Annotated in this window: 16 protein-coding genes; 8 read left to right on the top strand and 8 right to left on the bottom strand. The window is 64.7% G+C overall.

All coding sequences use genetic code 11. The features are described 5' to 3' along the window. Positions 1-374 precede the first annotated feature (374 nt). Positions 375-2399: a DNA primase gene (gene dnaG / locus AABA84_RS01675; RefSeq protein WP_338311155.1), complete on the bottom strand. Its 2025-nt coding sequence runs from the start codon at positions 2397-2399 to the stop codon at positions 375-377. A gap of 161 nt (positions 2400-2560) precedes the next feature. Here dnaG and AABA84_RS01680 point away from each other — a divergent pair, with 161 nt between their 5' ends. Further along, positions 2561-3124 carry a chlorite dismutase family protein gene (locus tag AABA84_RS01680; RefSeq protein WP_338311156.1) on the top strand — a complete coding sequence of 188 codons (564 nt, stop codon included), beginning with the start codon at positions 2561-2563 and terminating at the stop codon, positions 3122-3124. Here AABA84_RS01680 and AABA84_RS01685 read toward each other — a convergent pair. After that, positions 3121-3519, bottom strand: a complete 399-nt coding sequence (locus AABA84_RS01685) for a gamma-glutamylcyclotransferase family protein (RefSeq protein ID WP_338311157.1) — start codon at positions 3517-3519, stop codon at positions 3121-3123. The two genes, AABA84_RS01680 and AABA84_RS01685, sit on opposite strands and share 4 nt — an antisense overlap. Positions 3520-3594: 75 nt before the next feature. Between AABA84_RS01685 and AABA84_RS01690 the strand changes: the two genes are divergently transcribed. Beyond that, complete coding sequence (locus AABA84_RS01690) at positions 3595-4389, top strand: N-formylglutamate amidohydrolase (RefSeq protein WP_338311158.1); 795 nt, start codon at positions 3595-3597, stop codon at positions 4387-4389. Here AABA84_RS01690 and AABA84_RS01695 read toward each other — a convergent pair. The 3 genes from AABA84_RS01695 to AABA84_RS01705 all read right to left on the bottom strand — a co-directional run bounded on the left by AABA84_RS01695 (position 4386) and on the right by AABA84_RS01705 (position 7707). After that, the gene (locus tag AABA84_RS01695; RefSeq protein WP_338311159.1) at positions 4386-5360 is read right to left on the bottom strand and encodes a DUF3592 domain-containing protein; all 975 of its coding nucleotides are present in this window, start codon (positions 5358-5360) and stop codon (positions 4386-4388) included. The genes AABA84_RS01690 and AABA84_RS01695 overlap by 4 nt on opposite strands. An 84-nt stretch (positions 5361-5444) precedes the next feature. After that, the gene (locus AABA84_RS01700) at positions 5445-6065 is read right to left on the bottom strand and encodes a LysE family translocator (RefSeq protein WP_212248313.1); all 621 of its coding nucleotides are present in this window, start codon (positions 6063-6065) and stop codon (positions 5445-5447) included. 196 nt (positions 6066-6261) lie between these two features. After that, positions 6262-7707, bottom strand: coding sequence for an LVIVD repeat-containing protein (locus AABA84_RS01705; RefSeq protein ID WP_338311160.1), 1446 nt, complete (start codon positions 7705-7707; stop codon positions 6262-6264). A gap of 230 nt (positions 7708-7937) precedes the next feature. Between AABA84_RS01705 and AABA84_RS01710 the strand changes: the two genes are divergently transcribed. From AABA84_RS01710 to AABA84_RS01720, 3 genes are read left to right on the top strand one after another with little or no spacing between them, the layout of a single operon-like run. Further along, a complete protein-coding gene (locus AABA84_RS01710; protein WP_338311162.1) occupies positions 7938-8252 on the top strand; it encodes an ArsR/SmtB family transcription factor in 315 nt (104 codons plus the stop codon). Next, positions 8245-8715, top strand: a complete 471-nt coding sequence (locus tag AABA84_RS01715) for an SRPBCC family protein (protein ID WP_338311163.1) — start codon at positions 8245-8247, stop codon at positions 8713-8715. The genes AABA84_RS01710 and AABA84_RS01715 overlap by 8 nt, the downstream gene beginning before the upstream one ends. Beyond that, entirely contained in the window at positions 8712-9224 is a 513-nt protein-coding gene (locus AABA84_RS01720; protein WP_338309451.1) for an SRPBCC family protein, read from the top strand. The genes AABA84_RS01715 and AABA84_RS01720 overlap by 4 nt, the downstream gene beginning before the upstream one ends. Before the next feature lie 18 nt (positions 9225-9242). On the opposite strand, the gene AABA84_RS01725 is transcribed toward AABA84_RS01720, so the two are convergent. Then, positions 9243-9422 carry a hypothetical protein gene (locus tag AABA84_RS01725; RefSeq protein ID WP_028140481.1) on the bottom strand — a complete coding sequence of 60 codons (180 nt, stop codon included), beginning with the start codon at positions 9420-9422 and terminating at the stop codon, positions 9243-9245. 393 nt (positions 9423-9815) lie between these two features. On the opposite strand from AABA84_RS01725, the gene AABA84_RS01730 reads away from it, so the two are divergent. Together AABA84_RS01730 and AABA84_RS01735 are read left to right on the top strand one after the other, a co-directional pair. Further along, positions 9816-10622 carry a transglutaminase-like domain-containing protein gene (locus AABA84_RS01730; protein WP_212248319.1) on the top strand — a complete coding sequence of 269 codons (807 nt, stop codon included), beginning with the start codon at positions 9816-9818 and terminating at the stop codon, positions 10620-10622. Next, complete coding sequence (locus AABA84_RS01735; RefSeq protein WP_338309449.1) at positions 10622-10813, top strand: hypothetical protein; 192 nt, start codon at positions 10622-10624, stop codon at positions 10811-10813. The genes AABA84_RS01730 and AABA84_RS01735 overlap by 1 nt, the downstream gene beginning before the upstream one ends. Before the next feature lie 28 nt (positions 10814-10841). Here the strand turns inward: AABA84_RS01735 and AABA84_RS01740 are convergent, their stop codons facing one another. After that, positions 10842-11615, bottom strand: a complete 774-nt coding sequence (locus tag AABA84_RS01740) for a DUF2189 domain-containing protein (protein ID WP_212248321.1) — start codon at positions 11613-11615, stop codon at positions 10842-10844. A 238-nt stretch (positions 11616-11853) separates the two neighbouring features. Here AABA84_RS01740 and AABA84_RS01745 point away from each other — a divergent pair, with 238 nt between their 5' ends. Beyond that, positions 11854-14085, top strand: coding sequence for an ATP-binding protein (locus AABA84_RS01745; protein WP_338311164.1), 2232 nt, complete (start codon positions 11854-11856; stop codon positions 14083-14085). Here the strand turns inward: AABA84_RS01745 and AABA84_RS01750 are convergent, their stop codons facing one another. Further along, positions 14086-14529: a hypothetical protein gene (locus AABA84_RS01750; RefSeq protein ID WP_212248323.1), complete on the bottom strand. Its 444-nt coding sequence runs from the start codon at positions 14527-14529 to the stop codon at positions 14086-14088. Between the last annotated feature and the right edge of the window lies 1 nt (position 14530).

Raw genomic sequence — 14530 nt, forward strand, 5'->3', positions numbered from 1 at the left:
CATTGCTCCTAAACGCGCTTCAATGCAGTCGGCTCGCCGCGTCTGCCTGAATTCACATGAACCTGTTGCCCGACGCTCTCGCTTCGGCAGCTCTCGACACGGAAAGGGCGGCGCACATGTCTCTCGCCACCCCCAACTCTCTCTCGCCGGAAATGCCTAACGCTTCGTCAGCCTCTTTGTCGCAGCGGATGCAGGTGTAGTGCCAACAGCAATGCGCGGATTCATTCCTGACGCGTCTGTTCTGCCTGCGGCCGCCTGGTGGCCAAAGTGCTACAAGACCGTTAAGCCTCGATTAACCCTGTTTTTGCCGCCAAACCTTGGATTTGGCGAGTCTTTTAGCGGTTCCGGCTCCGGCCGTCCGCATGATTCTTTCATCACACACTCTTCTGGAACCGGCCCGACAGCTCGCCAAAACCCTCGATCAGGGCCTCGGTGCCGTCGACCTCGGCCAGACGGGCCTTGACGTCACGCAGCCACGCCAAATTGGCCTCGCTGGGGTCCTCCCCCAAGGCCAGCTCGGCGTCCTTCAACTCTCTAAGTAGTGAATGGTATTGCCGATGCAAGGCAACCAGCTGGTGCCAGGTGGAGAGAACGTCGTCGGGGGCGGCGCCGGCGCGGGCGCCCCACACCGCCGCGGTGGTGATGCCGTTCTCAACCCTTTGAAGGACTTGCGAAAATCCGCCCTTGGCGAGATCGCCGCGCATCTTTTCGGCCTGCTCGCCGGGGTCCGGGGAGTGGTGGTGGTCGTTGGCAAAGGCGGCGATGATGCCGGCCCTGAGCTTGTGGGCCTCGGGATGGGCCAGCTCCAGGGCGGCGACCTCCTCGAGGTGGTCGTGCAGCAGCCAGGGATGGTTGATCAGGCTTTGCAGGATCAGGGCCTCCCGGCGGGAGATGGCGCTGCGCTGGCCCTTCATGATCGGGCTGGCCGCCAGCTGCGGGCTCGCCGCCTGGTAGGGGCCGGAGGGTAACAGGGTGGGGCCGGGCGCGCCGCGGCGGCCGCCACCGAACCCTCCACCGAACCCCTGGCCACCGAATCGATTCGCGCCTCCCGCAGCGCGGGGCTGGAATTGGCGGCCGCCGCCACCCTGGCGGAAATTGCCCCGGCCACCAAAGCCGCCGCGCCCACCCTCGGGGGCAAAGGCGCGCTGCAGCCGCTCGACGAATTCGTCGCGATAATAGCGCCGCACCACCTCGTCGCGGATGCCGTTGGTGAGCTCCTTGATGCGCGCCTCCAGCGCGGCGCGGCGCTCGGGGGTGGCAAAATTGCCGCCTTCGAGCTCGCGCGACCAGATCATCTCGGCAAGCGGCTTCGCCGCCGCGATGACCTCCTCGATGGCACCGCGACCGCCGGAGCGCGCGAGATCGTCGGGGTCCTGCCCCTCCGGCAACAGCGCGAAACGAAGACTCTTTCCGGGTGCGAGGAAGGGCAAGGCAAGGTCTGCAGCGCGATAAGCCGCCTTCTGGCCGGCGCGGTCGCCGTCGAAGCAGAGGATCGGCTCGTCCGCCATCTTCCAGAGCAGCGCGAGCTGGCTTTCGGTCAGCGCGGTGCCGAGCGGCGCAACCGCGCCCGCAAAGCCCGCGGTGACCATGGCGATGACGTCGACATAGCCTTCGACCACGATCAGCGCGCTGCCGTCATGGGTGGCTTTGCGTGCGGTCTGGTGGTTGTAGAGATTGTCGCCCTTGTGGAAGAGCGGCGTCTCCGGCGAATTCAGGTATTTTGCCGGAACGTCCTTCTCCAGCGCGCGCCCGCCGAAAGCGATGACGCGGCCGCGCAGATCGGTGATCGGAAACATCACGCGATCGCGGAAGCGGTCGTAGGGAACGGGGATGTCGTTGCCGGCCACCAGCAGGCCGGTCTCGACCATGTCGTCGACGGAGATTCCGAGCTTGCCGAGATGCTCCTTCAGCGCGAAGCGATCGGGCGAGGCGTAGCCGAGGCGGAACTGCAACTGCGTCGCCGGCGAGATCGCGCGGTCGGCGAGATAGCCGCGCGCCTTGGCGCCGACGCGCGAGGCCAGCGTCTCCGCGAAATAGGTCGCGGCAAGATCCATGACGTCATGCAGCGTACGGCGGCGCTGCTCCTGCCGCGCCGCATCCGGCGTCACCGCCGGCAGCGCCAGGCCGGCCATGCTGGCGAGCCGCTCGACGGCTTCCGCGAACGGCAGGCCGTCGGTCTCCATCACGAAGCTGATGATGTCGCCGTGCTTGCCGGAGGAGAAGTCGTGGTAAAAACCCTTCTGGTCGTTGACGTAGAAGGACGGCGTCTTCTCCTGCTGGAACGGCGACAGCCCCTTCCACTCCCGCCCGGCCTTCTTCAGCTTGACGCGCTTGCCCACGACTTCGGAGACCGAAAGCCGGGCACGAAGCTCGTCGAGGAATTGGGGCGTGAAGCGCATTATGCTGATTTCTGGGCTGAGTCGGGCGTTATGGCCAACCGGATAGGCATATAGGGACGGCCCCGGGAAATACGAAGCATGTGTGGCTTCTCCCGGCTATTCACAGGCGAAAGTTTCGACGGAAAGCTTGAACCGCGTCCGGTTCCGCGCTTCCATAGGCCATGTTCAGGACGTTTCGAGGCGGCCACAGCGGGGGCTGGCGCGTCACCTCGATTTCATCAGTGACGGGCGAGCCCCTGCCCTTCATGCCGGCGCTGTCGGTGACCGACAGCGAGGCCGTCTCATTGCCGCTGGTGCCCTCGCGCAATGCGTGGCGGCTGGTCGGCGCCCCGAGCAGCTTGCGCTACACCGAGCGGCCCGAGAAGGAGCAACTCACTTCCGTGCAGGCCGGGCTCGGCCGGGTGGAAGCAACCAGCGCGGCGCTGATCCCGATCCGCAAATCGCAGGCCTGGTGGGAGCTGACCCAGGAAGAGCGCCGGGCGATTTTCGAGGACAAATCGCACCACATCGCGAGCAGCCTTCGTTTCCTGCCCGCGATCGCGCGGCAGCTCTATCACTGCCGCGACCTCGGCGAGCCCTTCGATTTCCTGACCTGGTTCGAATTCGCTCCCGCGCACGCCCCGCTGTTCGAGGAACTGGTGGCGATGCTGAGGCAGACAGAGGAATGGAGTTACGTCGAGCGCGAGGTCGACGTACGCGTGGTGAAGGAAGTGCTGTCGGCTTAATGATCGAGAAACCGCCCGGACTCGATGCGCGGCAGACCGGCGACGGGCCAGTTGTAGATGTAGGTCCAGGCCTTCTCCGTGGTGCCATCAGGCAGCGTCACGTCGATCAGCCGGCGCAGATATTCGGTCGGCTCCGGAAAACCCTCGCCGCAGGCTTCATACATGTCGAGCTCGCCGAGCAATTCGTCGGGCACGCGCAGGTGAAACAGCTCGCCATGAACGATGTCGGAGGCTGCCTCCGACAGCAGCAATCCCGGATAATGCATCACCAGGACGAGGCGGCCGCGGCAGGTCGCTTCACCCAGGAAATCCGCGTGGCCCGCAAGCAGCCGCGCCATCGGATGGTCGAAGCCGCGCATCAAGGTGCCGTAGACGAAAAGGCGATCGGAGGTCATGCTGTTCTAACGTTGCGACATCGGTGCAATATCGTTACTCCGTTTAGACACGTAATCGTTTCATAGGCAATCAGGATGGACCTGCACATAGCCGAGACGGCCGATCAACTGCTCGGCGAGGGCGATAGTCCGCCCGTGCATGAGGTGAATGCGGAAGGAACATCGCCCTTCCTGCTCACCTCGGATCATTACGGACGGATCTTGCCGCGCGCGCTCGGTGATCTCGGCATCACGGAAGGCGAGCTTGTCAGGCACATCGGCTGGGATATCGGCATTGCCGGCGTCGCCGATCGGCTCGCCCAGATGCTCGATGCGCATCTGATCGCGCAGCGCTATTCGCGGCTGGTGATCGACTGCAACCGCCCGCCTGCCGCCGTGAGCTCGATCCCCGTGATCTCCGAGGCGACCGCGATCCCGCGCAACGAGGGGATTTCGGAAGGAGAGCGCGAGGCGCGGCGGCGCGAGATCTTCGAGCCCTATCATGATCGCATCGATGCCGCGATCGACGCCCGCCTGCAGGACAAGCGACCGACGGTGCTGGTGTCGCTGCACAGCTTCACGCCTGTTTACGCCGGCGTCGCGCGGCCCTGGCACATCGGCGCGCTCTACAACCGCGACACCGTGCTGCCGCACCTGCTGCTGAAGCATCTGCGCGAGCAAGGCGACCTCGTCGTCGGCGACAACGAGCCCTATGCGGTCAGCGATCTCACCGACTACACCATCCCCGTCCACGGCGAAGGGCGCGGCCTCGTCAACACCGGCATCGAGATCCGGCAGGATCTGATTGCCGACCACACGGGCCAGCAGCAATGGGCCGAGCGGCTGGCAAGGATTTTTGCCGAGATCGAAGTGGAGCTGTTGGCGGATTAGCCGCCGCGCGTGGCGACGAACAGCGCCAGCGCGGCGAAAATGCCCGCGATACCCCACAGCAGCCAGGCGATGCGGCCGGCGCCGTTTGCATCGATCGTTGCCTCGGCCGGATTGTCGGGATTGACGCGCACCTCGACCGTTGCGCCGTCCTGGTAGCGCGCCATGAGCTTCTTCAGCATCGCATCGGACGTCCCGGCCGCAACGCGCGCGCATTCATTGGTGTAGCTGACGTTCTGATAGCGATAGGTGTATGTCACGCGCTTGCCGAACACCTCGGTGCCGCGGCGCTCGCCCGGCTCGCTGGCCTCGTAATAATGCTCGAGTGCCGACAGCTTGATCGTGCCCCGCACCACCGGCCAGCGTGTCGCCATCGAGGCCTGGCGTCGCACCCCATACCCCATCAGCGCGATAACGAGGCCGAACGCGCCGAGGCCGACGGCGAGACCCGCAAGATCAGGCCGGGCGATGTGGTGCGCGAGATATGCATAAGTCTGGTTGAGCCCGAACGCCGAGCCGAACACGATGCCAAGCACGATCGCCGTGCCGATGCCGAGGCAGCCCCACAGACCCTTGGGCAGGTCGCGCTCCAACACGGCCTGATCGGGATGGCGTGGATTGTAATAGACGGTGACGATGCTGCCGGCGGGATACTTTGCCAGCTTCTCGGCGACCTCGAAATTGCCGAGATCCTCGCCGATCGAGATGCGGTTACATCGCAGCTTGCGGCCGCCGACCGCATATTCGTAAGTCACGTTCGCAAAATTGCGTTTCTCGAGGCGATAGCCGTCCTCGCGGTCGCTATCGGAGACCCTGATCTCGCGCACCTCAGCAACCGAGGTGACGACCTTGCCCGGCGCTTGCGGCCAGTTGCGCGCCTCGCGCACCTGCCAAGTCTTCACAGCGGCGGCGATCAATATCAGCCCGAGCGGCGCGAGCAGCATCGCATAGACGAACCAGGGCAGATCGGGCACGGCAAAAATCCTTCGTCAGCGGCAATGCCCGATTGGACGCATTGCCGCCGCGAAGGGTTCAAGCCGGACGGGCCCGAAGCGAGGTTATTTCGCCCTGGTCAGCGCCAGCCAGATGCCGCCGCCGATCATGAAGCCGCCGGAGATGCGCGACATCATCCGGGTGCGGCGGGCCGAGAAGAATTTTCGCGCGCGGCCTGCGGCGATGGCGTAGAGCGCATCGGTCACCACGGCGGTGACCATGAAGGTTGCGCCCAGAAGCGCGACCTGCGGAAAGTGCGGCTGGTTCATGTCCATGAACTGCGGGATGAAGGCGCCGAAGAACACCAGCACCTTCGGGTTCGACAGCAGCACCAGAAAGCCCTGCAGGAAGAAGCCGCCGCGCGGCGGCGCCGGCGGCTCGTCGACATTGACGCCCTCGACCGGCGCCCAGATCAGCTTGATGCCGAGCCAGACCAGATAGGCGGCGCCGGCAAAGCGCACCCAGTCGAACCAGTAGCCCATCGTCGCCATCAGCGAGGTCAGGCCGATCGCGACGATGCCGATGACGATGGCGAGGCCCGCTTGCGCGCCGGCCACGTTGGTGAGCGCGGCACGCGTGCCGTGACGCAGGCCGTTGGCGATCACGAGGGTGACGATCGGCCCCGGCAGCAGCGCCAGCGCAATGCAGGCGGCGACGAAGGCGAAATAGGCTTGCATGGACATCATGGGGAGGACTCGGCTCGGGGTGGCTTGGGGCATTAATGCATGGGATGGGCGGAGAGGGAAGTGAGATGAGCGCAAGGTGTGCGCTCAACGACCGGTGTCATCCCCCGCGAAGGCGGGTGATGCCGGCAGAGAATGTGGGGGAGATCATGCGCTCCTCGCGTTCCATGCCCGCACCTCACCGCCCCGCGCCGCATCGTCAGTTCTTCGGCAGGCCGGCGACCGCGCGCGCGGGTCCAGTCAGCTCCAGGATATGCAGGCCCGTATTAGCGCGGTCGACGATGTAGATGTAGCCGCGGTCGTCGGTCTCGACATTGTTGGTCTGGATCGCGACCTTGCAGCGTTCGCCGCCCTCGATCGGGATGCAGCGTTTGTCGGTTGCCTGCGTGATCGACGGGATGAAATAGCCGACCTCCTTCGGGTGATAGGGATCACGGATGTCGAGCGCGCGCACGCCGGCATTGAAGAAGGCGATGAAGGCCATCTTCTTGTAATAGACCGGCGCCATGCTTTCGTTCGAGGAGTGTGAGCCGAACCGCCCGCCGCGCTGGCAGAACTGCCCGCTCGCCTCCGGCACGGTGTAGCTCGAGATCATCATCGGCCGCGTCTCGGTGGTGACGTCGGCGAACCACACCATCTGACGCGCCTCGCCGCATTCGTTCAGGACCGCCTCGTCGACGATCATGACGATGTCGCGGGTCTTGCCGTCCTTGTCCTCGGCGAATTCGGCGATCGGCATGTCGAGCATCGGAAGCGTCGTGTGCGCGCCGTTGAAGGCGGACATCGGCATGCGCGCAATCTCGGGATAGCGCAGGTTGTCCGGCGTCGGCTCCTTGGCCCCGTTCAGGAGCTTGTCGCGATCGACGATCTGCAGAATGCCGCCCTTGTTGGTGCCGTAACCGAAATAGACGCGGTTGCCATCGGGCCCGGTCGAGATCGGCCCGTGCAATTCGGTCGGCACCGCGCCGGTCGAACCGGGCTCCTGACCGGGCAGACCGAAGTCGCGGATCTTCTGCGGATGCGCGGGATCGGAGAGATCGTAGATCTGCGTCATGCGCCGCGTGCGCCAGTCCGGCGCGCCCGAGACGAGATAGGCGATGCCGGTGTCGCATTCCCACCAGTTCTTGTGCGTGTACTTCAAGCCGCCAATGCGCGTGATGAGCACCGGGCTGGCGGGGTCAGTGACGTTCCAGATCTCGTGCGCCTCGCCGCCGAAGGTTCGCAGCATGTAGACCGCGTTGGGATCGCCCTTTGGCAGCACCTTGCCGTCGCAGACCCGCACCATCTGCGCGCCGCCGGATTCGTACCTGCCCTCCTGCCCCGGCAAATGCCGCAGATATTTTGGACGCGCAGGGTCCGTGACGTCGACGATCGAGGTTCCGTTCGGCTCGGCCCTGCCCGTTATCGGATTGACAGGCGCGGGCACATCATCGGTGCCGCCGTGATGGCCGATATAGGCGATCCAGCGATCGCCTTGATGATGGATGGTCGGCTGATAGGCGCTGCGGGCCTGGAGATCGTTGCTCCCGACGAGCTTCATGTTGGACGCTTCAGGCGGCGCGCCGATGGTCTGCTTTTGCGCGTAGGCCGCAGAGCTGCAGGCGAAAAGGACAAGGCTTGCAGCAGTCAAGACGCAGCGGAACATCGATGTCCTCCCGGAACCAATCTGTGCTGGCTGAGCTGGAAGGCTAGCACGGCCGATTGCGCGCGACCAAAACACGATTTCGGCGGCTGGTCATTCCGGGGCGCACAAAGTGCGAACTATGGTGCGCGGTTGCGCACCTGAGAATCTCGAGATTCCGGATAACCGCTACGCGGTTTCCGGAATGACGGCGCGCTTGACATGCAACCATTTGGTTGCCTATTATCGGCGCCATGGATGAAGTCTTCAAAGCGCTCGCCGATGCGTCACGACGGTCGCTGCTCGACAGGCTTCATGCGAAGAACGGCCAGACGCTGAACGAGCTCTGCGAAGGCTTGGCGATGACGCGCCAGGCCGTCACGAAACACCTTGCGATTCTGGAAGAGGCCAGTCTGGTCACCACCATCAGGCATGGCCGCGAGAAGCTGCACTATCTCAACCCGGTGCCGATCCATCAGATCGGCGAACGCTGGATCAAGAAATTCGAGCGCGGCAAGCTCGCCGCACTCAGCGAGTTGAAACGCCAGTTGGAGAAGCGCGATGAGTAAGCCGGAGTTCGTCTACGTGACCTATATCGAGACCACAGCGGAGAAGCTGTGGGAGGCGCTGACGTCGGGCGAATTCACCAGGCAATATTGGTTCGGCGCCGAGGTCCACTCCGACTGGAAGGCCGGCTCGCCCTTTGCGCTCACGCTCGACGGCGAGATCACCGATTCCGGCGAGATCCTCGAGGCCGATCCGCCGCGCCGCCTGTCCTACAGCTTCAAGCACCAGAAGTTCGAAGAGCTGCGCGGCGAGCCGATCTCACGCGTCGTCTTCACCATCGAACCGTTCGGCGCGCTCGTGCGTTTGACCGTGTTGCATGACGGCTTCGTCGAGGGCGGCAAATATCTCGGCGCCGTCTCCAATGGCTGGCCGGCGATCCTGTCCGGGCTCAAAAGCCTGCTGGAGAGAGGCAAGGTGCTCGCCATTCCCCGCGCGGCGCTCAACAAGGGATTCGACGCAAAATGAACCTCGATCAATTCAAGCCGCTCACGGTCTACACCATCTACATCGCTTCGACGCCGGAGAAGGTGTGGCAGGCGCTGACCTCGGCCGAGTTCAGCAAGCAATATTTCTTCGGCAATGCCGTGGAGGTCGAGCCGCGCCTTGGCGGTGCGTTCACCGTGCGCACGCCCGATGGCGCGTTGCACATCAGCGGCGAGGTTCTCGCCTACGATCCGCCGCGAAAGCTGTCGGTCACGTTCAACGTGAACTGGCCCGAGCTGATCGAGAAGCTCGGCCCGACCCTCGTCACCTACGAGATCGAGCAGGTCGGCGATGCGGTCCGGCTCACGATGAGCGAAAGCCACGACCGGCCGCTTAGCGACGACATCCTCGAAGGCGGACGGCAGGGCTGGCCGGCGATCCTGTCCGGTCTCAAGAGCGTGCTCGAGACCGGCAAGCCGCTGGTGGTGAAGATGGGCCCGCCGCAGCGGATGCTGGATGCGCTGAAGGCGATGGGGATCAAGACGCCGTAGCGGCCGGAACCTGGGCCCTCATCGTTTCTTCTTCACCAGCGGCGGATGAATCTCGTCGATCTTGCGACGGCATTCCCCTTCAGAGTCGTGCGGCCCCGAGACAAAGGTCCCGCTGACTTTGATCGCGTACCAGCCCGACTCCACGCCGAGCCGGAGCGCTTCGTCTGCCTTGACGTGCCGTGGGGAGAGCGTTTGCATCAGGTGCTTTCGGTTGGCGTTCGATCTCATATCGACCGCGATGGAATCTTCCCGGCATCGAGCGGCACGAGCCCGCCGCGCGCGGCCCAGCCGCTGGAACGGGCAATACGCCAATGGTCGTCGTCGTTACGACGTATCGGTTCCGCCGACGCCAGAAATGAGCCGTTCAAATCGCGCGCTTGGAGTCGTAGCGGCCTGTGTGCGCAGAGACGACCGGCCTGCCCGACATTGGCGCACCGTGCGCGCAATCACTGCAATTAGCTATCGTTTTCTCGCCCCGCGCCGCGCTTTTGAAGCGCCAAATGCCGCTCGCGGGCGAATAAGGCGGTCGAAGCCTTGTGTTCGACCGCTTCGTAGCCATGTTGAGAGCTTAGCCAAGGGAAAGTGTTTCGTATGAAGCTCCGCGTCGGGTACGAGATGCTGTACGAATTCCCGCAGCCGACGCCCATGATCATGGTGTTGGGCACGCACTTCACGCGCGCCTCCGATGTCATCGTGCCCGACCTGCTGACCACCAGCCCCTCGGTGGCGATCAATCCCTATCGCGACCTCTTCGGCAATTGGTGCAGCCGCATCGTAGCGCCGGCCGGCGCCTTCCGCCTTGCCGGCGATGGCGTCGTTGGCGACAGCGGCCTGCCCGACCCGGTGTTTCCAAACGCGATTCAGCACGCCGTCGAAGCGCTGCCGGCCGACACGCTCGTCTATCTGCTCGGTAGTCGCTACTGCGAGACCGATCGCCTGTCGGATATCGCGTGGAAGTTGTTCGAGCAGACCCCGCCGGGCTGGGCGCGGGTCCAAGCCATCTGCGATTTTGTTCATCGCCGCATCACGTTCGGGCATGAGCACGCGCGTGCGACCAGGACCGCCCGGGAAGCCTACGACGAAGGCAAGGGCGTATGCCGCGACTACGCCCATCTCGCCGTCGCTTTCTGCCGTTGCATGAACATCCCGGCGCGTTATTGCACCGGCTACCTCAGCGACATCGGCACACCGCAGCCCTGGCCTGCGGGAGATTTCGCGGCCTGGTTCGAGGCTTTCATCGGTGGGAGCTGGCACATGTTCGATCCGCGCAACAACACGCCGCGGATTGGCCGCGTGCTGATCGCACAGGGACGCGACGCCGCAGACGTCCCGATCACCCAGACCTTCGGTCCGAATAAACTGCTCAATTTCAAGGTATGGACGGACGAGGTCGCCTGATGACAGACAGCACCGCTGCGCTCAGCGCCGATGAATTCGCGTCGCTGGCCGAGGTCGGCAAGGGCAAGGCGCAAGACGAAATTCCGCAAGGACGCGGCGAACGCCTGGTCAACCTGGGCTATGCGATCAGGCGGCTCGGCAAACTCGAACTGACCTCATCCGGCGTTCGCCGCTTGGCAACCGGCGAATAGCTCGCCGCCGTCGCGCCCGGCTCCCTTCTTACGCCGCCGGCACCACCAGCCGCCGATAAAGGTGCCAGGTCGCATGACCGAGCACGGGCAGTGTCACGATCAGCCCGAGAAAGTACGGCAGCGCCGAGACGATCAGCAGCATCACGATCACGGCGGCCCACGTGATCATCGGCAGCGGGCTCGTCACCACCGCGCGCACGCTCGTCACCATCGCCGTGACGAAATCGACCTCGCGGTCGAGCAGCAGCGGAAACGACACCACGGTCAGCGAGAACAGGATCAGCGACAGCACGGCACCAACCGCATTGCCGATGCCGAGGAACAGCAGGCCCTCATTGGTCGTCAGCACCACGGTCATAAATTCCTGAAGGCTCGAGAACGACGCGTGCAGGCCGAGCAGCAGCGCGATCAGGAGCCGCACCTGGTACATCCAGATCACGAACACGAACAGCGTGACGAACGCCATCCAGCCGATCTCGCTGCGCGAGCGCACGGCCGACCAGATCGCCCCGAAGGAGACCGGCTCGCCGCGCTCGCGGCGGCGGCTGACCTCATAGAGCCCGATCGCCACGAACGGCCCGATCAGCGCGAAGCCTGCCGCCAGGGGATAGACGAGATAGACCATGCCGAAGGCGGTGAGGCACAGCATGATGGCGATCCCCCCGGCGGCGTAGAGCGCACCGAAGCAGAGACCGTAGAACGGCAACGCCTGGAAATCACGCAGACCCTCGACCAGCGCCTCGGCGATGTCGGTCGCCGCGACGGGGCGTACCACCGGATCGACCTTGCCCGAGATGGACATCAGCTCCCTCCACACATCGGCGCGATCTTTCGTCGCGCATATGCTGCGATATTAGCGCCGCCGTGCGGAGGCGCAACTTGATGCCGGCCGGCGCGAGGAGTAGCGGCGACGCAACAATGCTCGCGATGCGAAATCCTTGACCATTGTTGCGATTTTCGCGCCAATGGCTATGGACTGGGGAGACGATCGTACCGCAAATTGTACCTCCGAGCAGATACGAGAGCGGACCGCCCCACCGATGAGCCTGCGTACCCGGTTACTGATCCTCGTCATCGCCGCCATGCTCGTGCCGGCGATCCTGGTCGGGCTGCGCTTTGTGCAGAACCGGGCCAGCGAGATCGACGCCGCGCTGGCCAATCTGGCCGCCTCCGCCGACGACATCGCCAGCGATCTGAACGAGAAGATCCAGGGCACCGCCCAGCTTCATTATGGGCTCGCCCGGGCCCGCGACCTCGACACGCGCGACAAGGCGGCGTGCTCGGCGTTCCTGTCGGATGTCCGCGAAGAATATCCGCAGTTCACGGGTATCCTGACCATCGATCCCGACGGCAGCCTGTTCTGTGACTCGCTGCGGACCAACCGCACGCTCGACCTGAACGACCGCGGCTATTTCAAACAGGTCAAGGGGCTTCAGGGCGTCGTCGCGGTGGAGCCGGTGTTCGGCCGTCTCACCGGACTGTCGGTGCTCCAGATCGCCTACCCCGTGCGATCAGAGGCGGGCGCGCTGAAGTTCGTGCTGCTCGCGTCCTTCAACCTGAACAAATTCGCGGAATTTCACGATAAGCGGCTGCTCGCCGAGAAGGACATCCTGCTCGTCGACGCCAAGGGTACGGTCCTGGTCGCCCCCAAGGGCGGCGGCTGGAGCGAGCCCGTCGGCGGGTCCATTGCGGGCTCCGATCTGTTCCGCTTTGCCGCAGCGCCCGATGGCGAGCCATTTCGGGAAGTCACCGACCGCGGGGGCCGCACGCAGATCTGGGGCGTCGCCCGCTCGCCCTCGATCCGCAAGGCCGGCCTCACCATCATGGTCGGACGCTCCAAGGACGGGCTGGTCGCGGCGGCGAACCGCCGGCTTTACGAGGATATGGCGATTCTCGCGGTGGCCTTGCTGCTGCTCCTCGCCGGCTTATGGATCCTCACGACCGTGAGCATCGGCCGCCAGGTCGGGCGGCTCGCCACCATGGCGAAGAGGCTCGGACGCGGCGATCTCAGCGCGCGCATTCCGGAGCCCCATCCGGGCGGCGAGCTCGGCGGATTGATGACCCTGCTCAACGGCACCGCCGAATCGCTCGAACAGCAGCGCGCCGCGATCGCGGATCTCAACCAGAAGCTCAGCCAGTCCCAGAAGATGGAAGCCATGGGCCAGCTCACCGGCGGCGTGGCACATGATTTCAACAATCTCTTGACCGTCATTCTCGGCAATTCGGAGCATCTCGCCGACCAGTTGGCGGGAAACAAGGAATTGCACCGAATCGCCGGCGACATCGCGACCGCCGCCGAGCGCGGTTCTGACCTGACACGGAGCCTGCTCGCCTTCGCGCGAAAGCAGCCCCTGCGGCCGAGAGAGATCGACATCGCCGAGAAGGTGCTCGGCATGGAGCAGCTTCTGCGTCGGACGCTGGGCGAGCACATCGAGTGCCGCTTCGCGTTCGAACAGGATTTATGGCCGGCCAGCGTCGATCCCGGCCAGCTGACCACGGCCCTGCTCAACCTCGTGCTCAACGCGCGCGATGCGATGCCGGAGGGCGGCAAGCTGACGGTCGAGGTCCATAACAGCTCGCTCGGTGAATCCGACCTCGACGTCAACGGCGAGCCGCGCCCCGGCGACTACGTCATGGTGGCCGTGACGGATACCGGCAGCGGCATGACCTCCGAAGTCGCGAGCCGCGCGTTCGAGCCGTTCTTCACAACCAAGGAAGTCGGCAAGGGGACCGGGCTCGGCCTGAGCATGGTCTACGGATTTGCACGACAGTCCGGCGGCCTTGTGCAGATGCAGTCCGAACCGGGACGGGGCAGTGTCATCAGGCTGTTCTTTCCCCGTCTCGCAGCACCGCCGGGCGAGGACCTGCGCCCCGCGGAGGCGACCGTCACACAAGCGGGACACGAAACCATTCTCCTCGTCGAAGACGACGACATGGTGCGGGCCTATGTCGAGAGCGAGCTCAGAACGCTGGGCTACCGGGTCGTCGCGACGTCGAACGGGCCCGCAGCGCTGGAGGTGTTGCGCCAGCCCGGGGACATCCAGCTGCTGTTCACCGACGTCGTGATGCCCGGCGGTATGTTCGGGCCGGAGCTTGCGAAGCAAGCAACCGAGCTGCGGCCTGATCTCAAGGTGCTCTTCACCTCGGGCTACAGCCAGACTCCCGTCAAGACGCCGGACGGGGCCGGCGAAGCCCGCATTCTGACCAAGCCGTTCCGGCGAAAGGATCTTGCGGCGATGCTGCGCTCCGCCCTGGCGTCGACATCGCGGTAGTCAGGATCGGGACACGAGCACAAGCGCCACAGCGAGATTGGCCGCGAACAGACCTGCGTCAATGACGAAGATCCTCAGCATCGGGCCCTTCAGCACGGGCCAGTAAGCCACGCCGACGCGGCCTCCGCGCATCAGCACCGGAAGATTGTAGGCGAATTGGCTGAAATGGCAGGCGGCAAAGAACAGGAACAGCACCAGCTGCGCCTCGACCGGCTGGAAGAAGGGCGGACGCGCGACCAGGAGATAGAACGACAACAGCCCGATCGGCAGGTTCATTCCGCCCAGGAACGCAACGCTGGCCGCCAGGGTCGGCGCGATCGGATTGCTGCGCTCTTCCCGCGGCAGCAAGATCTTCAGCGTGTTGGCTTGCGCAATGCTGAACTGGATGAAGGCGCCGCCGAACCACAGCGCGTTGAGGAGCAGGACGATATCCGAAAGGCGCATG

The sequence above is a fragment of the Bradyrhizobium sp. TM239 genome, from assembly GCF_036247985.1.
Taxonomy (GTDB): Bacteria; Pseudomonadota; Alphaproteobacteria; order Rhizobiales; family Xanthobacteraceae; genus Bradyrhizobium; species Bradyrhizobium ottawaense.